Origin of the sequence: Bifidobacterium pluvialisilvae, from assembly GCF_019331695.1 — a bacterium.
Lineage (GTDB): Bacteria > Actinomycetota > Actinomycetes > Actinomycetales > Bifidobacteriaceae > Galliscardovia > Galliscardovia pluvialisilvae.
This window is the reverse complement of the sequence record NZ_JAHBBI010000009.1, coordinates 36,053-60,503: the sequence shown is the minus strand read 5'-3', so window position 1 is coordinate 60,503 and position 24,451 is coordinate 36,053. Positions and strand designations below refer to the sequence as shown.

General features: G+C 62.7%; 20 protein-coding genes. 11 read left to right on the top strand and 9 right to left on the bottom strand.

The window, feature by feature from the left end; genetic code table 11:
* Positions 1-136 precede the first annotated feature (136 nt).
* From KIH77_RS08050 to dnaA, 7 genes are all read right to left on the bottom strand, one after another.
* Complete coding sequence (locus KIH77_RS08050) at positions 137-676, bottom strand: DUF3566 domain-containing protein (protein ID WP_219100788.1); 540 nt, start codon at positions 674-676, stop codon at positions 137-139.
* 17 nt (positions 677-693) lie between these two features.
* On the bottom strand, positions 694-3,372 hold the full coding sequence (gene gyrA / locus KIH77_RS08045) for a DNA gyrase subunit A (RefSeq protein ID WP_219100786.1): 2,679 nt from the start codon (positions 3,370-3,372) through the stop codon (positions 694-696).
* A 213-nt stretch (positions 3,373-3,585) separates the two neighbouring features.
* Positions 3,586-5,655 carry a DNA topoisomerase (ATP-hydrolyzing) subunit B gene (gyrB, locus tag KIH77_RS08040; RefSeq protein ID WP_219100878.1) on the bottom strand — a complete coding sequence of 690 codons (2,070 nt, stop codon included), beginning with the start codon at positions 5,653-5,655 and terminating at the stop codon, positions 3,586-3,588.
* 456 nt (positions 5,656-6,111) lie between these two features.
* Positions 6,112-6,633 (bottom strand): DciA family protein, encoded by a 522-nt coding sequence (locus tag KIH77_RS08035; RefSeq protein WP_219100784.1) that lies wholly within the window; start codon positions 6,631-6,633, stop codon positions 6,112-6,114.
* Positions 6,630-7,907 carry a DNA replication/repair protein RecF gene (gene recF / locus KIH77_RS08030; protein ID WP_219100782.1) on the bottom strand — a complete coding sequence of 426 codons (1,278 nt, stop codon included), beginning with the start codon at positions 7,905-7,907 and terminating at the stop codon, positions 6,630-6,632. The genes KIH77_RS08035 and recF overlap by 4 nt, the downstream gene beginning before the upstream one ends.
* 148 nt (positions 7,908-8,055) lie before the next feature.
* Complete coding sequence (gene dnaN / locus KIH77_RS08025) at positions 8,056-9,180, bottom strand: DNA polymerase III subunit beta (RefSeq protein WP_219100780.1); 1,125 nt, start codon at positions 9,178-9,180, stop codon at positions 8,056-8,058.
* 673 nt (positions 9,181-9,853) lie between these two features.
* Complete coding sequence (gene dnaA, locus KIH77_RS08020; protein ID WP_219100778.1) at positions 9,854-11,524, bottom strand: chromosomal replication initiator protein DnaA; 1,671 nt, start codon at positions 11,522-11,524, stop codon at positions 9,854-9,856.
* 373 nt (positions 11,525-11,897) lie between these two features.
* On the opposite strand from dnaA, the gene rpmH reads away from it, so the two are divergent.
* The 8 genes from rpmH (at position 11,898) to KIH77_RS07980 (ending at position 18,702) form a co-directional block, all read left to right on the top strand.
* Complete coding sequence (rpmH, locus tag KIH77_RS08015; RefSeq protein WP_219100776.1) at positions 11,898-12,032, top strand: 50S ribosomal protein L34; 135 nt, start codon at positions 11,898-11,900, stop codon at positions 12,030-12,032.
* Positions 12,033-12,100: 68 nt separating this feature from the next.
* Positions 12,101-12,544, top strand: a complete 444-nt coding sequence (gene rnpA, locus KIH77_RS08010; protein WP_219100774.1) for a ribonuclease P protein component — start codon at positions 12,101-12,103, stop codon at positions 12,542-12,544.
* 17 nt (positions 12,545-12,561) lie between these two features.
* Positions 12,562-12,909: a membrane protein insertion efficiency factor YidD gene (gene yidD, locus KIH77_RS08005; RefSeq protein WP_219100876.1), complete on the top strand. Its 348-nt coding sequence runs from the start codon at positions 12,562-12,564 to the stop codon at positions 12,907-12,909.
* Positions 12,910-12,930: 21 nt separating this feature from the next.
* Positions 12,931-13,953: a membrane protein insertase YidC gene (gene yidC / locus KIH77_RS08000; protein WP_219100874.1), complete on the top strand. Its 1,023-nt coding sequence runs from the start codon at positions 12,931-12,933 to the stop codon at positions 13,951-13,953.
* A gap of 228 nt (positions 13,954-14,181) precedes the next feature.
* Positions 14,182-14,733: a Jag family protein gene (locus tag KIH77_RS07995; protein ID WP_219100772.1), complete on the top strand. Its 552-nt coding sequence runs from the start codon at positions 14,182-14,184 to the stop codon at positions 14,731-14,733.
* 444 nt (positions 14,734-15,177) lie between these two features.
* Positions 15,178-15,855, top strand: a complete 678-nt coding sequence (gene rsmG, locus KIH77_RS07990) for a 16S rRNA (guanine(527)-N(7))-methyltransferase RsmG (protein ID WP_219100770.1) — start codon at positions 15,178-15,180, stop codon at positions 15,853-15,855.
* 463 nt (positions 15,856-16,318) lie between these two features.
* A complete protein-coding gene (locus KIH77_RS07985) occupies positions 16,319-17,311 on the top strand; it encodes a ParA family protein (protein WP_219100768.1) in 993 nt (330 codons plus the stop codon).
* Between the two features lie 2 nt (positions 17,312-17,313).
* Complete coding sequence (locus KIH77_RS07980; RefSeq protein WP_219100766.1) at positions 17,314-18,702, top strand: ParB/RepB/Spo0J family partition protein; 1,389 nt, start codon at positions 17,314-17,316, stop codon at positions 18,700-18,702.
* A 109-nt stretch (positions 18,703-18,811) separates the two neighbouring features.
* Here the strand turns inward: KIH77_RS07980 and KIH77_RS07975 are convergent, their stop codons facing one another.
* A complete protein-coding gene (locus tag KIH77_RS07975; protein WP_219100765.1) occupies positions 18,812-19,888 on the bottom strand; it encodes a VanZ family protein in 1,077 nt (358 codons plus the stop codon).
* Between the two features lie 201 nt (positions 19,889-20,089).
* Between KIH77_RS07975 and KIH77_RS07970 the strand changes: the two genes are divergently transcribed.
* The 3 genes from KIH77_RS07970 to KIH77_RS07960 all read left to right on the top strand — a co-directional run bounded on the left by KIH77_RS07970 (position 20,090) and on the right by KIH77_RS07960 (position 23,112).
* Positions 20,090-20,908, top strand: coding sequence for an ABC transporter ATP-binding protein (locus KIH77_RS07970; RefSeq protein ID WP_219100763.1), 819 nt, complete (start codon positions 20,090-20,092; stop codon positions 20,906-20,908).
* Positions 20,908-22,362, top strand: coding sequence for an FtsX-like permease family protein (locus KIH77_RS07965; protein ID WP_219100761.1), 1,455 nt, complete (start codon positions 20,908-20,910; stop codon positions 22,360-22,362). Before KIH77_RS07970 ends, KIH77_RS07965 begins: the two co-directional genes overlap by 1 nt.
* 198 nt (positions 22,363-22,560) lie before the next feature.
* Positions 22,561-23,112 (top strand): hypothetical protein, encoded by a 552-nt coding sequence (locus tag KIH77_RS07960; RefSeq protein WP_236024573.1) that lies wholly within the window; start codon positions 22,561-22,563, stop codon positions 23,110-23,112.
* A 107-nt stretch (positions 23,113-23,219) separates the two neighbouring features.
* Here the strand turns inward: KIH77_RS07960 and trxB are convergent, their stop codons facing one another.
* The gene (gene trxB, locus KIH77_RS07955; RefSeq protein ID WP_219100759.1) at positions 23,220-24,167 is read right to left on the bottom strand and encodes a thioredoxin-disulfide reductase; all 948 of its coding nucleotides are present in this window, start codon (positions 24,165-24,167) and stop codon (positions 23,220-23,222) included.
* Positions 24,168-24,451 lie beyond the last annotated feature (284 nt).

Sequence of the window (24,451 nt, the reverse complement as noted above, 5' to 3'; positions counted from 1 at the left end):
CGGTTCCTATCCGTCACGGCCTCTCAACGGAAAGGAATCCACACGGTGATTCGGTTCCCATCCGTTGTATGGGATACGACAAACAGGAACGAAAAAGGCGCTCCCGAAGGAGCGCCTTGGTTAGCGAATCGTTCTGTCAGTCGTCGCCGAGCGTCAGATGAATGCCGCCGACGAGGGCGCTGACGAGGTTGTAGATGAACGCGCCGATGGTGGCGAGCACGGTGATGAGCACGACCTCGAAGATGGAGAAGATCGTGGTCACGCTGAGCACCTTGCTGAGGCTGAGGAACCCAGCGACGTCGAGGCCGCTGCTGTCCAGGCCGGTGGTCGACACGATCTGCGTGATGTTGTCGAACAGGCCGATGGAGTTGAGCAACGCCCAGACGGCGGCCATGGCGACGACCTGGATGATGCCGAGGGCGATGGCCAGCAGGAACGACACCTTGGTGACCGACCACGGATCGATCTTGGTCAGCGACAGCTTCATGCGGCGTGCGCGCGGGATGCTGGACTTGCGTTCGCCCGGCTGCTTGCCGCCACGGCCGTTGTTCGGCTTGTACGAGGCGGGGACGGCCTCGTCGCGCTGCTTGAGATTTTCCTCGGAAATCAACTGGTTGGACGCAGCGGAGCGGGACGTACGCGCCTCGCGAGGCTGTGGCTTGGACTGTTCGCTCATCGAATCTCCTTCAGATCTCATTCAGCGCTGTCTTCTGCTGCACTGAGGTTACCAGCATTTTCGGACGTGGGGGCCTGTGCGGACGGCGTTTCCACGGTTTCGCCATCGTTGCCCTCGGCGGTCTGGTCCTCGTCGTCGTCCTTCTCCGCGTTGCGTGCGATGGAGAGGATCTCGTCGCCCTTGTCGGGCTTGGCGAGCGTGACGCCCTGCGTGGTGCGTCCGGTGCGCTTGACCTCGGACACGTCGGAGCGGATGACCTTGCCGGACTTCATGATGGCCATGACCTGGTCCTCCTCGTTCACCACGAGGGCGCCGACGAGCGAGCCACGCCCCTCGGCCAGCTGCACGGCCTTGACGCCGTAGCCGTTACGGCCCTGCAGACGGTATTCGCTGATGGCGGTGCGCTTGGCGAAGCCTTCGTCGGTGACGACGAGCAGGTCGTCCTCAGACTGTTCGGGGACCACGTCCATGGCGAGCAGTTCGTCGCCGTCGCGGAACTTCATGCCCTGCACGCCGGCGGTCTGGCGGCCCATCGGTCGCAGCTGCTCGTCGTTGGCGGCGAACTTGAGGCTCATGCCCTTGCGGGAGACGAGGATGATGTCGTCGTCGGCGTTGCACAGTGCGGCGCCCACGAGCTCGTCGCTCGTGCCGTCCTCGGATTCCATGAGACGCACGGCGATGAGGCCGCCCTGGCGCGGGGAATCGTATTCGGCGAGCTTCGTCTTCTTGACCTTACCGCTCTTGGTGGCGAGCACGAGGTAGTCGGCGACCTCGTAGTTCGGGATGGAGAGCACCTGCTGGATCTTCTCCTCGGGGGCGAGCTGCAGCAGGTTCGCCACATGCTGGCCCTTGGAGTCGCGCGAGCCTTCCGGCAGCTCATAGCCCTTGAGACGGTACACGCGGCCCTTGTTGGTGAAGAACAGCAGCCAGTTGTGCGTGCTGGTGAGGAAGAAGTGGTCCACCACGTCGTTCTCACGCAGGCGTGCGCCCTTGATGCCCTTGCCTCCGCGGTGCTGGGCGCGGTATTCGTCGGCCTTGGTGCGCTTGATGTAGCCGGAGTGCGTGACGGTGACGACCACGTTCTCCTCGGCGATGAGATCCTCCATGTTGACCTCGCCGCTGAACGGCAGGATCTTCGTGCGACGGTCGTCGCCGTACTTGTCGATGATCTCGTCGAGTTCGTCGCCGACGATCTGGCGCTGGCGTTCCGGCTTGGCGAGGATGTCCTCGTAGTCGGCGATCTTGCGCATGAGCTCGTTGTGCTCGTCGAGGATCTTCTGGCGTTCGAGGGCCGCGAGACGACGCAGCTGCATGGCCAGGATGGCGTCGGCCTGCACCTGGTCCACGTCCAGCAGGTCCATGAGTCCGCTGCGGGCGGCTTCCACGGTGGGGGAGCGGCGGATGAGGGCGATGACCTCCTCGATCATGTCGAGCGCCTTCAGGTAGCCCTGCAGGATGTGGTCGCGTTCCTCGGCCTCGCGCTTGAGGTAGCGGGTGCGGCGTTCGATGACTTCGAGCTGGTGGTTCACCCAGTGGCGGATGAACGCGTCGAGCGAAAGCGTGCGCGGCACGCCGTCGACGAGCGCGAGCATGTTCGCGCCGAACGTCTGCTGCAGCTGGGAGTGCTTGTACAGGTTGTTGAGCACGACCTTCGGCACGGCGTCGCGCTTGAGTACGAGCACGAGACGCTGGCCGGTGCGGCCCGAGGTCTCGTCGCGCATGTCGGCGATGCCCTGGATCTTGCCGTCGCGCACGCCCTCGCGGATGGACGCGGCCAGACGGTCCGGGTTCACCTGGTACGGCAGCTCGGTGACCACGAGGCACATGCGGCCCTTGATCTCCTCGGTGTTCACCACGGCGCGCATGGTGATGAGACCGCGGCCGGTGCGGTACGCCTGCTCGATGCCCTTGTGGCCGAGGATGGTGGCGCCGGTGGGGAAGTCCGGTCCCTTGATGATGCCGATGAGCGCGTTGAGCAGCTCCTCACGGCTCGCGTCCGGATGGTCGAGCGCCCAGTGCACGCCTTCGCCCAGCTCGCGCATGTTGTGCGGCGGGATGTTCGTGGCCATGCCGACGGCGATGCCGGAGGAACCGTTCGCCAGCAGGTTCGGGAAGCGTGCGGGCAGCACGGTCGGCTCCTGCGTGCGGCCGTCGTAGTTGGGCACGAAGTCCACGGTGTCCTTGTCGATGTCACGCACCATCTCCATGGCGAGCGGCATCATGCGGCACTCCGTGTAACGCATGGCGGCGGGCGGATCGTCACCGGCCGAGCCGAAGTTGCCTTGGCCGTCGACCAGGGTGTATCGCATGGACCACGGCTGGGCCATGCGCACGAGCGAATCGTAGATGGCGGCGTCGCCGTGCGGATGGTAGTTGCCCATCACGTCGGCGACCGGTCGGGCGCACTTGGAGTAGCCGCGGTCGGGGCGGTAGCCGCCGTCGTACATCGCGTACACGATGCGGCGATGAACCGGCTTCATGCCGTCGCGCACGTCCGGCAGGGCTCGCTCCACGATGACGGAGATGGCGTAGTCGAGGTAGGACTGACGCATTTCCTGCTGGATGTCGGTGTGCTGCACGCGGTTCTCGTCCAGCACGAGTTTCTCGCCGGCCTGCGGGCTGGTGGGCTCCATCGAGCGTTCGGCACGCTCGTCGTTCTGCTCAGCCTCGTTGCCGCTGTTGGTTTCGTCTGCCACTTGGTTTTCCTTTTTGTATTGGTTAGGTCCAGGACCTCCCTCTGACGAGGGAGGTGGCACGCGCAGCGTGACGGAGGGAGAGATCGTGGCCGTCAGGCCACCGAATCCGTCGAATCAGCCTTCGACTGATTCGATTTTTCGGCTCCTTGACGGGGGCCCTCCCCTCAGTCAGCTTCGCTGACAGCTCCCCTCAGCGAGGGGAGCCGGAAGGGGTTACGCATCAATAAAGCGGACGTCTTTGGCGTTGCGCTGGATGAAGAGGCGTCGGGGTTCGACGTCGTCGCCCATCAGCATGGAGAACGTCTCGTCGGCGGCGGCCGCGTCCTCGATGTGGATCTGCTTGAGGATGCGGTGCTCGGGGTCCATGGTCGTCTCCCACAGCTCCTGGTAGGTCATCTCGCCCAGACCCTTGTAGCGCTGGATGCCTTCGCCCTTGGGCAGCTGACGGCCGGCGGCCTTGCCCTCGGCGAGCTTGGCGTCGCGTTCGGCGTCGGTGTACACGTAGTCGTGGTCGCCGCGCGTCCACTTGAGTCGGTAGAGCGGCGGCATGGCCACGTACACGTAGCCGGCGGTGATCATCGGCCGCATGTAGCGGAAGAACAGCGTGAGGTTCAGCGTGGCGATGTGGGCGCCGTCCACATCGGCGTCGGCCATGATGATGACCTTGTGGTAGCGCACCTTGGAGATGTCGAAGTCCTCGCCGTAGCCGCCGCCGACCGCGGTGATCAGCGACTCGATGGTGTCGGACTTCATGATGCGGTCGATGCTCGCACGCTCGGTGTTGAGGATCTTGCCCCTGAGCGGCAGGATGGCCTGCGTCTCCGGGTTGCGGCCCTGGATGGCGGAGCCGCCTGCGGAATCGCCCTCGACGATGAACAGCTCGCACTCCTCGGGGTTGCTCGACTGGCAGTCCTTGAGCTTGTCGGGCATGCCGGCCGTCTCGAAGATGGACTTGCGTCGCGTGGATTCACGTGCCTTCTTGGCGGCGATGCGGGCTCGGGAGGCCTCGATGCCCTTCTGCACGATGAGCTTGGCTTCCTTCGGATGCTCGCCGAACCAGTCGGTCAGCTTCTCGGTCATCACGCGCTGCACGAAGGTCTTGGCCTCGGAGTTGCCGAGCTTGGTCTTCGTCTGGCCCTCGAACTGCGGGGTAGTGAGCTTCACGGAGATGACGGCGGTCAGGCCTTCGCGCACGTCGTCGCCGGAGAGGTTCTCGTCCTTGTCCTTGAGGATGTTCTTCTCGCGGGCGTAGCGGTTCACCAGGCCGGTGAGCGCCGCGCGGAAGCCCTCCTCGTGGGTGCCGCCTTCGGTGGTGGAGATGGTGTTGGCGAACGTGTGCACGGATTCGGAGTACGCGCCCGTCCACTGCATGGCGATCTCGGCGGAGATGCCGAGCTTGAGGTCCTCGGCCTCGATGTCGATGATGTCGTCGACCACGGGCGCGGCCTTCTTGGCCTTCACCAGATACTCCACGTAGTCGCGGATGCCGTTGACGTACTGGTAGGTCACGGTCTGGTGCTGGGTCTCGGCGGCGTTCGCGTCGTCGCCGGCCACCTCGTCGCCGGCCTCGTCCACGTGGCGCAGGTCGGTGAGCGAGATCTTCAGGCCCTTGTTGAGGAACGCCATCTGCTGGAAGCGCGAGCGCAGCGTCTCGAAGTCGTATTCGGTGGTCTCGAAGATCGCCGGGTCGGCCCAGAACGTCACGGAGGTGCCGGTGTGCTCGTCGGCGCCCATCGGCTCGCCCTGCTTGAGTCGGCTCTGCGGCTTCTGGTCGATGTAGGTCTGCGTCCAGTGGAATCCCTGACGGCGCACCTCCACGTCCACGCGGGTGGAGAGGGCGTTCACCACGGAGATGCCCACGCCGTGCAGGCCGCCGGAGACCGCGTATCCGCCGCCGCCGAACTTGCCGCCGGCGTGCAGCTTGGTCATCACGGTCTCGACGCCGGAGATGCCCTCGCCCGGCACGATGTCGACGGGGATGCCTCGGCCGTCGTCGACCACGCGGATGCCGTTGTCGGGCAGGATCGTCACCTCGATATGCGACGCGTAGCCGGCGAGCGCCTCGTCGACGGAGTTGTCGACGATCTCGTACACGAGATGGTGCAGGCCGCGCGGGCCGGTCGATCCGATGTACATGCCCGGGCGGATGCGCACGGCCTCGAGTCCTTCGAGCACCTTGAGGTCGCTGGCGTCGTAGTGCTTCGGTGCAAGCGAATCGTCGAGCTGGGCGTCCTCAAGCCGGTCGTCGTTCGAGGAACCGTCGTTCTGATTTTCAGGTGATATGGATTCGGGCGGATTCTGGGTCTGGTCTGTCACCAACTGTCCTTTCCAACTAGCCCTGGCGTCGCGGAGGCGCAAACCGACGTTTCAGACGTCTTGCAAGGCTTTTTTCCAAGGTGCCATGCCCAAAATCTCGAAATATGGGGCCTTCCGCGCGCTTTTTATGCTGACTAAAGGGTACTAGCCAACAGGGACATTATGCCGTCCTGAGGCATTCTACGCAATACCTGCCGCATATGCGTCGTGGGGAGGCCGCCGTCATCCCAACGGAGGAGCGAAGGCCTTTCCCGTCATCCTGAGCGAAGAACGCAACAACCCACCCGTCATCCTGAGCAAGCGTAGCGAGTCGAAGGGTCTTTTTCTGACGCCGGTTGGAAGATCCTTCGACTTCGGACTTCGTCCTTCGCTCAGGATGACAAAAGGGGATGCTTCCAACACGTCCAACACGACGGTCCGGAGTCAGTAGCGTCCTCTTGGCCGCCACTGGCCGGTGGCGCGGTCGTTCGCGCCGTGCTTGAACGTGCCGGAGCGGGGCCCGGTCACGATGATGCGGTCGAGCGGCATGCCGGGCAGCCGTTCGGCGATCTTTCGCTGCATCTGCGGGATCATGTAGGTCAGCTGGGTGGCCCAGATCGTCGATTCGGCGCGGATGGTGAGCACGCCGTCACGGTACGACGCCACACGGGAATGCTGCGCGATGCCGGTGCCGACGACCTGGTCCCAGTGCCGACCGAGCTGCGCGATCATGAGGTGGGGCTTCCAGTTGCCTTCCTCGGCGATGCCGGCGACCACGGCGCCGAACGGGCTGGGGTCGCGGCCGGGCTTGCCGAAGTTCAGCCACGCCTGCCGCGAGCGCTCCCGGCGTTTGGCGATGCCGGCGGCACGGTTGGTGTACCGTTCGAACACGGTGGATTCGAGTCTGCGCGGGTCGAGGTTCAGCGTCTGGGCTATGGGGGCGCGCCCCCGGCCGGCGCCGCTCATGTGTTCCTCTTTCCGGCCGTGGCCGCCACCAGCGCCGCCATCTGTCCATCGATGGCGATGGAGCCGTCATCGGGGCCGTCCCCGCCGATCCCGTCCCTGAGCGCCCCCACGTCGATGCGGTGGGCGTCGAGGCCGTCAGGCATGTCAGTGGCGGCGGCCATGGTGATGAGCACCTGGCCCTGCCGGCGTGCGAAGTCGACGATCTGCCGCCGTCGGGATTCATCGAGCTGGGCGAACACATCGTCGAGGATGAGCAGCGGCTCGTCTCCACGGACGTCCCGGAGCAGTTCGAACAGCGCCATCTTCAGCGCCAGCGCGAGCGTCCACATCTCGCCGTTGGACGCATAGTCGCGTGCCGCCATCCCGTTGAGTTCAAAAATCACGTCATCGCGGTGCGGTCCGATGAGGTTCTGCGCCCGAGCCACCTCGCCGGGGTAGATGCGCTGGAAATGACGGCTGATCGCCGCATGGACCTGCATATCGACGTCGGCGTCGATACCGTCCGAATCCCCCGCATCGGCGTCCGAGGCGTCGGAGGGGTCTCCGCCGGCGTGCAGCACCTCGTCGAACGACGGCGCGTACGTCAGTCTGGCGTGCTGGCCCTCGCCGGCCAGTTCGCCGTAGATGCGGGAGAAGGGGCCGTTCAGCCGTTCGACGACGTGCCGCCGCATCCGCGTAAGCGCGATGCCGGTTTCGATGAACTGCCCGGTCCATATCTCCAGGCCGCTCAGCGCGGCGTCGACCGGCTCGCCGGCCGTCTGCCGCTGGCTGAGCTGGCGCAGCAGCGCGGAGCGTTGCCGGGCGGTCTGGTTGAACCGCTGCAGCGCATCGTAGTAGTCCGGCATGAGCTGGCTTGCCGCCTGGTTGAGGAACGTCCTTCTGCCGGCAGGGTCGGCCGAGACGAGACGCTGGTCCTCGGGGGAGAAGGTCACGGAGGGGACCTTGCCCACCACGTCGCGCATGTACAGCGACTTCCCCGAGTCGATGCGCGCGCGGTTCGCCCCCCGCACGGGAATCGACACCTCGAACAGCGTGGTCGCGCCGTCGTCCTCCACGTTGGCGCGGATGGTCGCCTTGGGACGTCCCGCCAGGACGAGGGGCATGGAGGAGGTCACGCGATGGCTGGAGCCGGTGGACAGCACCTCGACGGCCTCCACGATGTTCGTCTTGCCCAGCCCGTTCGCGCCGAACAGCACGTTCAGGCCGGGGCTGAAGTCGACGACGAGGCGATGCCACGACCGGAAGTCATCCAGCGCCAATCGGGAGACGAACATGATGGATATGCACCTTCACTCTGTATAACTATGCAATGCTATGCATAAGAAAATGGTATGCGTACCATTTTTGATGGGGCGGGGTCCACCGGCGGAAAGGACTCCCGACCGGTAAACCCCTCACACCCCCACGAGGGGTTTGCCGACGTCAGTCGGTGAACCGCATCGGCACGAGCAGGTAGCGGTAGTCGAGCGATTCCTCGGAGTCGGCCTCCTGCTGGCCGTTGAATTCCACGGCCTTCACGGCGGTCGTCATCTTCATGCGCACATACGGTTCGGCGATCGCGGACAGGCCCTCGATGAGGTAGTTCGGATTGAACGCCACGGTGATGTCGTCGCCGTCCATGTCGACAGGCAGCGACTCGGTGGCCTGGGATTCGTCGGCGGCACCGGCGGAGAGCACCACCTCGTCACCGGAGAACACCATGCGAATCGGGGCGTTGCGTTCGGCGACCAGCGCGACTCGGCGAATCGAATCGAGGAGACGCTGCTTGTCAAGCACCGCATGAATCGGGTACTCGTCGGCGAACAGGCGGTCGACCGCCGGGAATTCGCCGTCGATGAGCTGCGCGGTCGACGTACGGCCGGCGTTCTCGAAGCCCATGAGCACGGGCTTTTCGGTGTCGAAGTCGAGCACGACGTTCTGGCTGGTGTTCAGCGAGCGGGCCACATCCTTGAGCAGCGCGCCGCGGACGAGCGCCACGGTCTCAAGCTCCGGGTTCTGCGGCGTCCATGTGAAGCTGGCACGGGAGAGACGGAAACGGTCGGTCGCCGTCATGACGACCTTGTCGCCGGAGAACTGCATCTTCACGCCGGTCAGCACCGGGCGGCTCTCCTCGCGGGAGACCGCCACCGAGGCCTGGCCGATGGCATGGGCGAACGTGTCGGCGTCGACCTGGCCGAGCTTCGCCGGCACGATCGGCAGATCCGGGTATGCGGTCTCGGGCATGAGCTGCAGCGAGAACGACGACTTGCCGGAGGTGATGAGCAGCTTGGAGCCCTCGGTGCTCAGGTAGGCCTTCTCTCCCGGCAGGCTCTTGGCGATGTCGGCCAGAAGCTTGCCAAGGACGACCGCGGTTCCCGGTTCGTCGATGCCGGCCTCGATGTGATGTCGGGCGGAGACCTCGTAGTCGAATGCGGAAAGCTGCAGCGTTCCGTCGATGGCCTCCAGTTTTACACCGGAGAGAATGGGCGTCGTAGGGCGAGCGGGGATGACGCGTGACGTCCATGCCACGGCATCGGCAAGCGCTGCGGAGTCGATTTCTGCCTTCATTGCTGTTGTCCCTTAATGTTTTCGTTGGGTGTGATGGAATCTGACTTCATTGTATGTGGTGTTCACAGGTCAGGTGATAACTATCCCCAGAGTTGTGCATGGGGATTCATTGTGATGATTGTCATCTGAAGTATATAACCAAGTAATCGTCATAATAAGCGCTGTGGATAATGTGGATAAGTCGCGGATTCGTTGCGCCTCCGCGGTTTTCCACATTGCCTTTACTGTGGATAACTTTGGGATGGCCTGTGGATAACTTACCCGGTTTTCCACGCTTGCGGTAAATGCCTAATTTTTCAACATTTTCGACCGATTTTTCCACGGCTTATCCGCCGGTTTTCCACAGCAAAAGCAGTGGTTATCCACGGGCTTTCGCCGATGAAGTGGATAACTATGTGGATAACTTTGCACAAAAAAATTGCGCCTCCGGCGTGTTGAAATCCCCAATCCCGCACGTAGTGTGGATAACCCATCTCCCGCAATCGACGACAATGCGCCGGCCGGCCCCTGCGGACATCAACGCCCACGGAATTGGCCTCCACGGAAACGGCACTCTTCCCCCGGAAACGGTACGTCACGGCCAAGAGAACAACCCTACGACGAGTATTCCTCCGCGCTTTCCTGCATCCAAAGCGCTTTCCCATCCAACGAGAGCGCGCACCCTTAAATCGTTTTATGCCCCCGGATTGGAATGGCGTTTGATACGCCCGGTCAGCTCGTTGACGTAGTTGTACACCTCGCGTTTCTGCGCCATGCCGGCCTGGATCTTCTTATAGGCGTGCATGACCGTGGAATGGTCCCTGCCTCCGAAGATCTCGCCGATGTCGACCAGCGACAGGCTGGTGAGCTCGCGCGTCATGTACATGGCGATCTGCCGGGCCAGCGCCACGTTCTTCGCGCGCCACGGGCCGACGAGGTCGTCGAACGACAGCTGGAAGTAGGCGGCCACCTGGGTGATGATGTCGGTCGGCTTGATCTCCACCTCGGTGGTGAAGAAGTCCTGCAGCGTCTGCTCGGCCAGCATCCTCGTGATCGGCTGGTGGTTGAGGCTCGCCATGGCGCTCACGCGCGTGAGCGCGCCCTCCAGCTCGCGCACGTTGTCCGTGACCTGCTCGGCGATGAGACCGAGCACGTCGTCGTCCACCTCGAGGTTGGTGATCTGCGCCTTCATCCGCAGGATGGCGATTCGCGTCTCCACGTTCGGCGGCTTGACCTCGACCGACAGGCCCGACTCGAACCTCGAGATCAGGCGCTCCTCGAAGCCCTTGAGCTTCTTGGGCGCCACGTCGGATGCGATGACGATCTGCTTGTTGGCATCATGCAGCGTATTGAACGTGTGGAAGAACTGCTCGAGCGTCGCCTCCTTGCCGCCCAGGAACTGGATGTCGTCGATGAGCAGCACGTCGACCTCGCGGTAGCGGCGGTTGAACTCGGCCATCAGGCTGTTCGACTGCGCCTCGTTCTGCAGCGATTCGATGAACTCGTTGGTGAACTCCTCGGAATTCACGTACCGCACCTTCAGCGCGGAGTTCTCGCTCAGTGCATAGTTGCCGATGGCGTTGAGCAGATGGGTCTTGCCCAGGCCGGAGCCGCCGTACACACACAGCGGGTTGAACGAGCGTCCCGGCGCCTCGGCCACGGTCATGGCCACGGTGCGTACGAAGCGGTTGGAATCGCCGGGCACGAACGTCGAGAACGTGGCGTTGCGGTTGAGATGCGTCTCCTCGTCACGGGCCACCTTCTGGCCGCCCACCGGCACGCCCGGGATCGGGATGGCGCGCTCGCCGGCCGCCCCGGTGACGGGTACGTCGGCGAAGTCGTCCAGCTTCTGCTGCACGAACTTGCCGCCGTACGGCGGGTTGCCGAATCCGCGGGGCCGCGGTCGGGGCTTCGGCTTCGGACGCGCCGGCGACTGCTCGGCGCCGGCAGGTTTCGCGGCGCCGGCGGGTTTCCGCGGTGCCGTGTCGGTCCTGCCGGTGCCGTCGTCGCGACGGTCGCGGCCTTCGGACGGCCGTTCATCGGCGTCCTGCCGGGGCTTCCTCCGGGCGGGGGAATCCTGGGGCTTGCGCGGGGCGTCGATCTTGATGAGCGGGGTGAGCGGGACTCCGCCGTTGGCCGCCTGCAGCGCCTCCAGGATGACGTCCTTGCTTTCCACGGTCTTGCGCGTGAACTCGTTCGACGCGTTGAGCACGATCATGGAATCGAATACACCGACGGGGGTAATATCCTCGATGCAGCTGATGTCACGCGCGCTGAGGCTGTCGTCATGACGCAGGCTGCTGCATGCCGTGGTCCAGATACGGGACGCATCCTCGGCAGATGACGTGGCGTCGTTCCGGGCCATTGCTGCTCCTTCCTGTCGGTGCTGATTCAGATACACTTTTATACGCCCTTCAAAACAAGTTATCCACAAGCTCGCGTGTTGAAAACACTGGATTGTGAATAACAACGCTGTAGTTTGTGGATAACACGGGTGCCGTTTGTGGATAACTTATCTGTGAAAATCGCCGGAATTTCAGCGATTTGGACGAACCACCCAAGTTATCCACATTCGGCATTGTGGATAAATGTGGATAACGTGAACAACTTTGTGAATGTTCCATGACCGCAGGGTTGCCGGCGGGTTTGACTACGTACAGGGAGCCGTGTACTCTAGAACAGCTTGACTCATGAGGAGCCGCGCTTTAGCACGGCCAAAAACACCGGGAGCAAATATTATGAAGAGGACATTCCAGCCTAACAACCGTCGTCGTCACATGAAGCACGGATTCCGTGCCCGCATGCGCACCCGTTCCGGCCGCGCGCTCATCAACCGCCGTCGCAACAAGGGCCGCAAGGTTCTTTCCGCCTGAGATTCCACGACGGCAACGCAACGTTAGCTAGTCGGTAGACCGCAGACCAGAGAATCACCGGTTACTGAATGGAACGGCTGAAAAGCCACCGCGACTTCGTCGGCGTATTGAAAACCAGGGCCAAAGTATCCAGCAAGGATCTTGTGGTCCATTTTCATGTTCGCGGCCGGGAGGCGGGCGATGGCGCAGGGACCCGCAGGGCGGGCGTCTCCGATCTTGGATCGGGGCGGCGCCTCGGGCTGGCCGTATCCAAAGCGGTGGGTAACGCGGTGACCAGGAACGCCGTCAAGCGCCGCTTCCGCGTATTGGCCCGGCAGCACGAATCGCTGCTGCCGGACTCATGCGACGTGGTCATGCGCGCCAAGCCGTCCACCGCAGGGGCGGAGTTCGCTTCGCTCGACCGGCAGGTGGAGACGCTGTTCGCGCGTGTGGCGCACCGGGTGGCGAAGACCGCGGCGTCCGAGGGGCGACCGGGCCGGGGCGTCCGGCCGGAGGACGGGGTCAGGCCATGAGCATCGTGGCCGGGGCCATGGTCGGGGCGATACGCTGGTATCAGCGCAGAATATCGCCGTTGTTCGGCCCGTGCTGCAAATACTATCCTTCCTGCTCGCATTATGCCGTGACCGCGGTCTCCCGTTTCGGGGCGTTCCGCGGCGGCATGCTCGCCGCGCTCAGGCTGCTGCGTTGTCGCCCTTGGAGCGTCGGGGGAATAGACGACGTTCCCCAACAATTTTCCCTGTTCTATCGTTTTTCGTGGTCCAAGGCCCATGAGGAGCCTCGACTGACGCCACTGAACTACGAGGAGACATCAACGGAGCTTAGCAATCGTAGTGATCACAGTGATGCCTCCGTTCCTTCCGCTCCGTCGAACATGTAAGGAGGCAAATCCGTGACACCGTTGAATCAGAACGTGTTCTATCTGGACAACGCCAGTTTCTTCGCGTTCTTCTATAAGATCCTGTACCCCATCGAGTGGCTGATGACCCATCTGCTGGTCATCTTCCACAAGGCGCTGACGTTCCTTGGCTTCAAGGACGGCCCGGGCGCCGCATGGTGGATGTCCATCGTGCTGCTCGTGATTTTCGTGCACCTGTGCATCCTGCCGATCTTCGTGCGGCAGATGAAGTCCATGCAGAAGATGCAGGCGCTCCAGCCCAAGCTGCAGCACATCCAGGCCAAGTACAAGGGCAAGAACGATCCCGCCAGCCGTGAGGCGCAGCAGCGCGAGACCATGAAGCTCTACCAGGACATGGGCGCCAACCCGGCCGGCTCCTGCCTGCCGCTGCTCATCCAGTCGCCGATCTTCATGACCATGTTCTACGTGCTCTCGTCCGTGAGCTACGTGGCCCGCGGCGTCAAGGCCCCGTACGGTGCGTTCACCGTCGAGGTGGCCAAGGACTTCGAGGCCACGCACGTGTTCAACGTGTCGCTCGCCAGCATGTTCTCCACGTCCGGCTCCAGCGCCCGCATCACCATCGGCGTCTTCATCGCGCTCATGTGCGGCCTCATGTTCCTGCAGCAGTACTACAACCTGCGCCGCAACCTGCCGCGCGAGTCCATGCACGGGCAGCAGTACAACATGCAGCGTTCGATGATGTTCATCTTCCCGCTGATGTACATCTTCTCCGGTGCCACGTTCCCGTTCGGCGTGCTCGTGTACTGGCTCACCAACAACGTGTGCAACCTCATCCGTACCATCTGGCAGGTCGAGCACATGCCCACGCCGGGCTCCCCGGCCGCCGAGACCCGCGCCCGCCGCGTGCGCAAGCGCGAGGAGGAGCGGCGCAAGCGCAAGGGACTGCCGAGCGTCGAGGAGGAGGCCCTCGCCAAGGCCAAGGCCGCCGAGGCCGAGCGTGCCGAGAAGGGCCACCAGCGTCAGCAGCCCAACCGCAGGAAGAACAAGAGCAGGAAGAAGCGCTGACGTTCCACGTGGAACACGCCGACGTCGCGTCGTTCCCGTTCCTCGCCGGAACGGCGACGGTTCCGCGATGGGTCCTCCGGATACGTTCCGGGGGATTCCCGCGGTCCCGCCGCCGTACATGACCCGCCGGACTACGTACTTTTCCACGTCCCGGCGCGTGTTCGGTGTGGTGTTGCGGGACCGGTGCGATTACACTGGTCGGTATTGCGCGATTTGTAAGGAGTTTCAATGTCTCAAGCGGATGAGAGGACGATCGATCAGCTCAATGAGGAAGCTGATATCGCGGCCGACTATCTCGAGGGTCTGTTGGACATCGCCGACTACGAGGGCGATATCGAAATGGGTGTACGTAACAACCGTCCGGTCGTGCAGATCGTGGCCGACGACGATACCGACATCAAGCACCTCATCGGCCGTAACGGCGAGGTCGTGGACGCCCTGCAGCAGCTGACGCGCCTGGCCGTGCAGCAGAAGACCGGCGAGCGTTCGCATCTCATCGTCGACGTCGGTGGATTCCTCAAGCGCAAGCGCCAGCGTCTGCGCAACATGGCGCTGGACGCCATCGACGAGGTGCGCGAGACCGGCGAGCCGGTGTCGCTGGATCCGATGAACTCGTTCGAACGCAAGATCGTGCATGACGTCGTCCGCGAGGAGGGACTGAAGTCCCGTTCCCACGGCGAGGAGCCGCACCGCTACGTCACCGTCTACCGCAAGGCCAAGGCCGTCGCCGAGGATTCGGACGCCGAGACGGAGGACGACGGCGAGTTCGCCGAGGAGTGATATCACGCTTCGCAGGGGCCAGTCCGATGGGACTGGCCCCACCCATATCTCACTGGTTCCGTGGGCCTACCAGGTCGGTTTCGTGGGTCTGTTGAATCGGGTTTATGGGTCTATTGGTCGTCCGTGGGACTACTGAATCGGGTTTGTGGGTCCGCCGGGTCGCGCAACGCATGCTCGACTTGAATTTCGTGGGTCTGCCGGACCATAACGGCAGTCCGTGGGCCTATGAGTTCGGTTTTTGTGGGTCTCCCAACTCGTAATAGGGTTTTGTGGGTCCAACCTATTCAATAGTTGCAGGTCAAATCGTTCATTACGAGGTTTGTGGGTCTATGACATACGTGAGGAGACCGAAAACCCCTTCCTTATGAACGATTTTGCCAACTTTCGGATTCTTGTGGCCGTTTCGCTATCATTGACGTGATTGACAGAGGATTGAGGTATGCAATGACTGATCAGCTCGCAGGATCGCCGCTTATCGCCGAGGTACTCGGCCCGGCCGCGGAGGCGTTGGAGAAGTTCCATGACAAACTCGAGAAGGAGGGGGAGCCGCGTGGCCTCATCGGGCCCCGCGACGTGGACATCCTTTGGGAGCGTCACATCCTCAATTCGGCGGCCGTGATCCCGTTCATCCTTGATGCGCTGGGCGCACCCGGCACTGGTATGGAGGACAGGTTGGCCGCGACCGGCCGTATAGCCGACGTCGGCAGCGGCGGCGGGTTCCCCGGCATCATCGTGGCCGCGTGCCTGCCGCAGACGAAGGTCTCGCTCATCGAACCGATGGAGCGTCGCGTGGATTGGCTGAGCGAGGTCGTCTTCGAGCTCGGGCTGAAGAACGTGACGATCGTGCACGCCCGCGCCGAAGACGCACCCAGGCCCGGAGACGGATTCGACGTGGTCACGTGCCGCGCCGTCGCGCCGATGCGCAAGCTCGCCGGATTCACCATGCCGTTGCTGCATTCCGGTGGTCGGCTCGTGGCGTTGAAGGGCAGGAGTGCGCAGACGGAGGTCGACAAGGGCATGAAGCTCATCCTGCGTGCCAAGGGCGTCAATCCGCGTGTGGTCGAGGCACCCGTGGCTCCCGGCCTCGAATCCACCCACGTCGTGCTGGTCGACAGGAAATAGCGCACGTACAAGCGCGTACCCGGTGACGTCGTGCATGGACGGCGTCCAGCCCCCCGAATCGTCCCTGCCTGCCATCGATTTCGTGTCGGAGACCAGCGGGGACGACGGATGTTTCACGTGAAAAAATCGACAATCCAGGGCGCTGTTACTAGATATGGGGATGATGGTTACGGCCATCACTAGATATGGCGTTTTGTAAGTTATCCACATAGGGTGTGGATTGATTGTGGATAACTTTCGGTGATGTGGCAGGCATAATGATGCATCTGTAAAACGTTGGAATTCCAACGTTTTACAAAAGAAGGACGATTGTGGAAAACCCGAGAGATGAGGATTGTGGATAACTTATCCACAAGGTTATCCACACTTGTTCACATTCGTCCACAATGGCGTGGGAGCTTGCATTACCCTTGTGCAAGGGTGAAAATAGACTTCTAGTTACAACACAGAAGAAAGGTGAACCATGGCCAATGTTTCACGTGAAACATCATCGAAAAATGGTCGTGGCGATATCATTGAGTCCGCATCCGAGGTACTCAACCGCATATTCGGGTCGTCTTCTGGATTGGGAGCTCAGATAGTTGAACTGACCGAGCGTCGTCAACATCTCGAAGAAGAGACCTATCCTAAGCCCTCCACTATGCGCGTTATCGCCGTGGCGAATCAGAAGGGCGGCGTGGGCAAGACGACGACGGTGGTGAACATCTCCGCCGCGCTCGCCGAGGCCGGCGCGCATGTGTTGGTCATCGACATGGATCCCCAGGGCAATGCCTCGACCGCATTCAACGTGGAACATTCCTCCGGCAGCCCGTCCGTGTACGACGTGCTCGAAGGGCGCATGACCATCGGCGAGGTCCGCCGTACATGTGAGGACTTCCCGAATCTCGACGTCATCCCGTCCACCATCGACCTGAGCGGCGCCGAACTGGAGATCGCCAACATCGAGGACCGTACGATGCTGCTGCGCGACAGCATCGCCGACTATCTGAAGGAGACGGGGGAGCACTACGACTACGTGTTCATCGACTGCGCCCCCAGCCTCGGCCTCATCGTGCTGAACGCGCTGTGCGCGGCGCACGAGGTGATGATTCCCATCCAGGCCGAATACTATGCGCTTGAAGGCCTTGGCCAGCTCATGAAGACCATCGGACTGGTGCAGCAGACGTTGAACAAGCATCTCATCATCTCCACCATGCTGGTCACGATGTTCGACCGCCGTACCATCCTCAGCCAGGATGTATACGATGAGGTGAAGAAGCACTATCCCGACATCGTGCTCGACACCACGATTCCGCGCTCGGTCAAGATCGCCGAGGCCCCGAGCTTTGGCAAGACCGCCATCGCCTACGATCCGAGCGGTGCCGGTGCGATTTCGTATCGCGAGGCGGCGTTGGAGATAGCCAGACGTTCCGAGCATGTGTTGAAGACCATCGCGGCGCAGAAGAGTGGGGACTGATTATGGCAACGCGTTCACGTCGTTTGGGCAAGGGGCTTGGTGCCCTGTTCCCTACACTGCCCGGGGAGAACGAGGAGAAGAAGGAGACCGCGCCTGCGGCCAATGCGAACGATTCGTCGGCCGAGCGTCGGATTCGTCCGCGGGCGAATACGTCGACGGTCGAGACTGGAACCGCATTCGCGGTCTCCAAGGCCAATGCCGAGCGGAAGAAAAACGCTGGCGAAGAGCAGTCCGACGGTCCGGTCCGACAGACGCCGCATGCGAAGACGACGCGCAGCAAGAGCAAACGTCCGAGCATGCCGTCGCTGACCGATTCGCTGCATCCGAGCGACATGTTCTTCGGGGGAGAGGACTCTTCGGCCGCCGGCACCGTGCCCGCATCGGCGTCGGTGCATTCGGCCGCGGACTTCACCGCCCCTACCGGCGTACGGCCGGAACCGGTGCATGACGACTCCACTCCGGAGAAGAAGGACGCCGCCTCGGAGCCGTCGCATGGCGCTGCCGACGCCGACGACGCCAGCGACACCGAAATGCGACCGGTGGCCGGTGGCTACCTCGCCGAGCTCGACATCGACGACATCGTGCCGAACGACCACCAGCCCCGCCACGTGTTCAGCGAGGAGGAGCTGGATGAGCTCTCGCGTTCCATCAAGGAAGTCGGCGTGCTCCAGCCCATCGTCGTGCGCAAGCGCACCCAGCGTTCCGAGGAGACCGGCAAACTGGTGCACTACGAGCTCATCATGGGCGAACGTCGTTGGCGCGCCACGCGCCGTGCCGGGCTGGACGTCATTCCGGCCATCGTCAAGACGACCGCCGATGACGACATGCTGCGTGACGCCCTGCTGGAGAACCTGCATCGTGTGGCGCTGAATCCGCTCGAAGAGGCCGCCGCCTATCAGCAGATGCTCAACGAATTCGGACTGACCCAGGAGCAGCTGTCCAAGTCGGTGTCGAAGTCCCGTCCGCAGATTGCCAATACGCTGCGTCTGCTGCAACTGCCGTCCGGTGTGCAGAAGAAGGTGTCGGCCGGCGTGCTGAGCGCGGGTCATGCCCGTGCGCTGCTCAGCCTCTCCACTCCCGAGGAGATGGAGAAGCTCGCGGACAGGATCATCGCCGAAGGGCTTTCCGTCCGTGCCACCGAGGAGATTGTCTCTCTGGCGTCGTCGAAGCGCAGTGACAAGAAGAAGCGTGCGAAAAAGCCCGACATCTGGGCGAATTCCCCGGCGCTGCATACGCTGGAGAACCGGTTCGACACTAAGGTCGCCATCAAGGGCACCGCCAAGCGGGGCCGTATCGAAATCAGCTTCGCCTCGGAGGAGGACTTCAACCGCATCGTCGCGTTGCTGGGGGAGGAGGGCTCGAAGAAGCCCGGCTCCGACGGCTGGGTGTGACGCCATGGTGATGTGATGAACCGGGCGGGATGTTTCACGTGAAACATCCCGCCCGTTCTGTTTCACGCGGACAGCGTGCCGTCTCGACCATGCCCGCCTTGATGCTCGACTATTCGGTGATTCCGACTCTATCGAGCGGCGCATCATCCGCCGGCAGCAGATCGTAGGGCATCTGCTTCTTCACACAGTAGAACACGAGTAATGCGAGTATGAACGTGACGGACTGCGGAATCAGCAGTGCGAACACGACGATTACGAACACCGCCGTCCGTGCCGCGTAGAACAGCACGCGCCGCCAGCCGGAACGCGGCCTCGTCTCGCACGTCATGTGCGTGAACCAGCCACCGAGCGTGCTCCCGCCACGCAGCCACGGCATCAGCAGTTCGAAGATGAGCAGCGAGACCAGCATCACCACGTCGGAGAACGCCACCTCATTGCCGAACACGTGGCCGACGGGCGGAATCGCATGCCACGTCGTGATATCGTGCACCACCGTTATGTCGTAGATAATCGTGGCCAGCGCGGTCACCGGCATCGCAGCGGCTATGACGACCGTCAGATCGATGATGTACGTGATGCAGCGACGCAGGAACCCCGGGCGCGTCACCGTCGTCAGATCGTGCGAGCGCGGCGGCACGAGACGGTCGAACAGTCCGGCCGCGGCATAGCCGAGCATCGCGCCCAACGTGTTCGTCATCAGGTCATCCACGTCGAACAGCCGATACGAGCACGGGTAGAAGCCGAGAAATCCCGTCAGCTGCAGCGTCTCTATCATCAGACTCGTCGCGAAGCCGACCGGCAGCGCCACGGCGATCGGCCAACGGAACACGCGGCCCATGATGAAGCCAAGCGGCAGAAAGAACACGACGTTCAGCGCAATCTGCATGATTGCGGACAAGCCGTCGGTGCGGATGTCGCCGATGAACTGCAATGGGTTGAGTTGCGGGGTGAGATGATGCGCGGCGCAGTAGGCGGCAGCATCCTCCGGCATCGGATACAGCGTGAAACAAAGCAGACCGATGGCATACAGCACCGTGCTATACGCGACGAGCGCCTGCGAAAAACGGATGCGGTTGTATCCGTGGTACAGCAGCGCGAGCACCGGCACCGTAAGCACCGCCGACACGAACGGCCACAGCACGACCGCCAGCATGAACGGCCGGCTGAAATATGCGATGTATCCCATGGGTCTTTCTTGTTCTCCTTCATTCTCCGATTCCCGTTGCCCCACGTAGCGACGGCCATACGGCACAATAGTGGCCATTCGCATCGCCCGGCATCGATCGGAAGGATGATGTATGCGGCCGGAGTGCGGATGGTTCATCCCGCAGACCGATGGAGGACCGGACATCAAACCCCTAGCCTCGGAACCATGAACGCAATGACAATGACACAGCAATCCCCGTGCCCCGCACCGGCGGCCCAGTCGGTGCAGCCCCGACTCCGGCAGTCGAACCAGTGGTCGCCGATACTCGGAGCGCACGATCTCGTGATGGACTACACCGCCACATCCGTTCCGGGTACCCCAATCGGCAGGCATATGCTCGCCCTGGATCACGTGGACTTTGCACTGGGGGAGGGCGAGACGGTGGCCGTTATGGGACCGTCCGGCTCCGGCAAATCAACGCTGCTTCATGCGCTCGCCGGCATCATCCGTCCGACCGCCGGAACCGTGACGTTCCGTGGCGTGGACATTGGAACCATGAGTGACGCCGACCGCACCAAGCTGCGTCGCAACGCCTTCGGCTTCGTGTTCCAATCCGGCCAGCTATTGCCCGAGCTGCCGGCGGTGGAGAACATCGCCCTGCCGATGATGCTTGACGGCATGCCATACCGCGCCGCAACGGACATGGCCATGCTCTGGCTCGAGCGCATGGGTCTCAAGGCGCTCGCCACGCACCGGCCCGGCGAGATGAGCGGTGGCCAGATGCAGCGCATCGCCATCGCCCGCGCGCTTGCCGTGAAACCCGCCGTGGTGTTCGCCGACGAGCCGACCGGCGCGCTCGACCAAGCCACCGGCCGCGAGGTCATGGGCATGCTCATGGCCGCCGCGCACGACAACGGCGCGGCCGTGGTCGTCGTCACCCACGACCCGAACGTGGCCGCCTTCTGCTCGCGTACCGTGACCATGCGGGATGGGCGACTGTGCCAGCCGGCATCCCGCCCCGACGCGAACGTCGAGTTCGAGCCGATGGGAGCCGCATGATGAGCACGCTTGCACTCTGGCGTCTGTTCCATCGGCCCGGTCGGTCGAGCACGTCCGGGCACACCTCGGCATTGGCCATCATCGCGTTCGCCGCGGCCACGGCCATCTTTCTCACGGTGCTCGGCGGCGTGCACGGTTTCGTGTGGCGTGCCTCCGCCGACCACACATTCGGATGCATGCTCAATGAAACGGTGTGCCAACCCGGCACGTTGGACGTCTGGCGGCATCGGGTCGACAGCCCCACCGATCCGGCATCGGACGCCTCCGGATACGTGATGCTCGCCGGATTCGCCTGCACGCTGCTCGTCGTGCCGTTCGCGGCGCTCGCCGGTTCCGCGGCCCGATTGGCAGCATCCCGACGCGATGCGCGCCTCGCCGCCTTGCGACTGGCCGGCGCCACCACCGGTCAGGTGGTCCGTCTCACCGCGCTCGATGCCGCCGGCCAGGCCCTGGTCGGTTCGTTCATCGGTGTGCTGGGTTACTGCGCGCTCATGCCGCTGATCATGCTGCTACGCTTCCAGAATGAGCGGTTCACGTTCGAACAGCTCTGGGTCGGGATTCCGGTCCTTGCCGCCACCGTCGCGGGCGTCGCCGTGCTGGCGCTGGTCTCCTCGCTGATGACGTTGCGCCGCGTGGCCATCACGCCATTGGGCGTCACCAGTCGTGTGGCGGGCCCGTTACCGTCCGCGCGACGCGCGGTGATGTTCGTCCTCGCAATGCTCGTCGCCGTGATCATATTCAAAAACCCGGCCATGCTGGCACGCTTCGGCCTAGGCGGGGTGATGCTTTACGCCGTGGTGATTGGGTTTGTGCTGCTTTGCTTCGCGCTGTTCAACCTCATCGGGTCGTGGGTGGTCACGGCCCGCGCCAAGTCCAAGGTCCGCCGTCCCAAGGATGCTGCGACCATGATTGCCATGCGTCGCATCCTTGACAATCCCAAGCGTGCCTGGCGTAATGTCTCCGGCATCGCGCTGGCCGTGTTCATCGCCGGCATCACGTCGATCTGCGGCTTCCTCGGCTCGGCTGCGTCGGCCGGCAGTCCGAACGATCCGTCGACCATGTTTCTGCGCGACATCGGCACCGGCGGACTGCTGACGCTGGTGTTCGCCGCCGTGCTTGCGGCTGTCAGCTCAGGTGTGATGCAGGCCGGCAGCGTCTACGATCAGGTGAACGAATACCGTATGCTCGTGCTGGAAGGCACGGATGTGAAGACCCTGAACCGTGCGAGATTCATCGAGGTGCTCACGCCGCTCAATGTCGTGGTGATTGTGGGCGGCGGCTGTTCGATGCTGCTTATGGCGCCGTTGTTCGCCTTGGCGATGGCCCAGCCGGCTACGCTGCTGAGTTTCCTCGGCGGCCTCGCGCTGTGCTATGCACTGGTCGCGGTCGGCGCATTCGCCTCCAACCGTGTGGCAACCAATCTCAATCTGACCGATTACCGCGCCGACGACTGATTAAGACGTATGGGATATGGAATCCCGTCGTTGTTTCACGTGAAACACTCGTGATTGCCGATGGCTCCGTTTCTGCCTCATCATGGGTTTTCTGCCTCATTTTCACGTACAGTGAGGCAGAAAATCTCTTCATGATGCAGAAACGGATGCCGCGCATCTGTCCCGGTCCTTTGTGTTTCATCACCATCCGCCATGTACTTGGGGGCTGTCAATCATATTTTTGTCAAACTCCTTGCCGGCCATGTCTATGATGGAGCATTCCGTCAGGCGATTATGGAGAAGTTCCGTCCACTGGTGAAAAAAGCCTTGAAGAGGTATCTCAATGACCAGGTCAACGATCGTCTGAAGGCCGCATTGGGGGCGGACGATATCAGAATCAGTTCCGGCGGCGATGCACAGTCGGAATCCGATGAAAACCCCGACGACAATGCGCCCGCCGAATCTGAACCGGATGATGGGATTGTCACGACGGAGGAGGAGATTGCCGCATATCGCATCATCAAGGCGATTGCGTGCAGTGAGGCCGACCCGGAACGCATCACCATGCGTGACTCCAAGAGTTATTGCGCCGTCTTTTTGGATGACAATAATCGCAAGCCGGTTGCCCGGCTGTTCTTCAACACCAAGCAAAAATACATCGGCTTGTTCGACGAGAACAAGAAGTGCGAGCGATATCCCATCGATAACTTGAACGGCATCTATCTGTACGCCGAGCAGATTCGCGCCGAGGTGCAGTGTTTGCTGCAGTAGTCATTTCGCATACATGCCGTATGCCATATCGGAATCCCGTCGTTGTTTCACGTGAAACAACGACGGGATGATGGCGGATGTTTCACGTGAAACATCCGCCATACGGGCTATGCGTGGGAATCGATGAGATACGTCTGGGCGTCGAGGGCGGCACGGCAGCCCATGCCGGCGGCGGAGATGGCCTGACGATATACGGAATCCGCATTGTCGCCGGCGGCGAAGACACCGTCCGCTGACGTGCGCGTGGAGCCGCCGTCCACGCGAATCGTCCCATCGTCGTTCTTCTCCACGGCGTCGCCAAGGAAATCCGTCTGGGGGTCATGGCCGATGGCCACGAACACGCCGTTGGCGGGAATGGTCCTGACGCTGTCATCGACCGTGTCGGTCAGTTCGACCTCGGTGGCGCCGGACTGGTCGTCGCCATGGATCGCGGACACGACGGCGTTCATGGCGAGCGTGATCTTCGGATTCTGTCGTACACGGTCCACCATGATCTGCGAGGCGCGGAACTCATTGCGACGATGCACCAACGTGACCGACGAACCGAAGCGCGAAAGGAAGTCCGCCTCCTCCATGGCCGAATCGCCGCCGCCGACGACGACGATGGGCTTGTTGCGGAAGAAGAACCCGTCGCACGTAGCGCAGTAGGAGACGCCGCGGCCGGAGAACTCCTCCTCGCCGGGGACGCCAAGCTTGCGCGGCTGCGAGCCCGTTGCGACGATCACCGTCCGTGTCTGATAGGTTTTGCCGGAATCGGTGCGCAACGTTTTGACGTCGCCATCGAAATCGACGGATACGACATCGTCCTGCACCAGTTCGGCGCCGAACTTCTTCGCCTGCTCGCTCATGCGGTCCATGAGTTCGGGGCCGAGGATGCCGTCGGGGAAGCCGGGGAAGTTCTCCACCTCGGTGGTGTTGATAAGCTGGCCGCCGGGCGTCAATGCGCCGGTGATGACCAGCGGACGGTAGCCGGCCCGTCCGAGATAGATGGCCGCGGTGTATCCCGCCGGGCCGGAGCCGATGATGATGGAGTCATGAATACGCTGTTCGGTCATGGTTTCACAGTACAACGAGTGATGTCGCCATGCCGCTTCTCGTGTGATTCTGAGCGAAGGGCGTAGTCCATAGTCGAAGGAGCTTGCCTTGTCCAAAGATCCTTCGACTACGCCGCAAGCGGCTCCGCTCAGGATGACAGCAGAGACAGGCTTTGCTCAGGATGACAGTAGGGGAACAGCTACCCTTGCTCGGGATGGCAGCAGGGACGGGCTTCGCTCGGGATGACGGTAGGGACGGGGTTCGCTCGGGATAACGGTAGGGACAGGCTTTGCTCGAGATGACA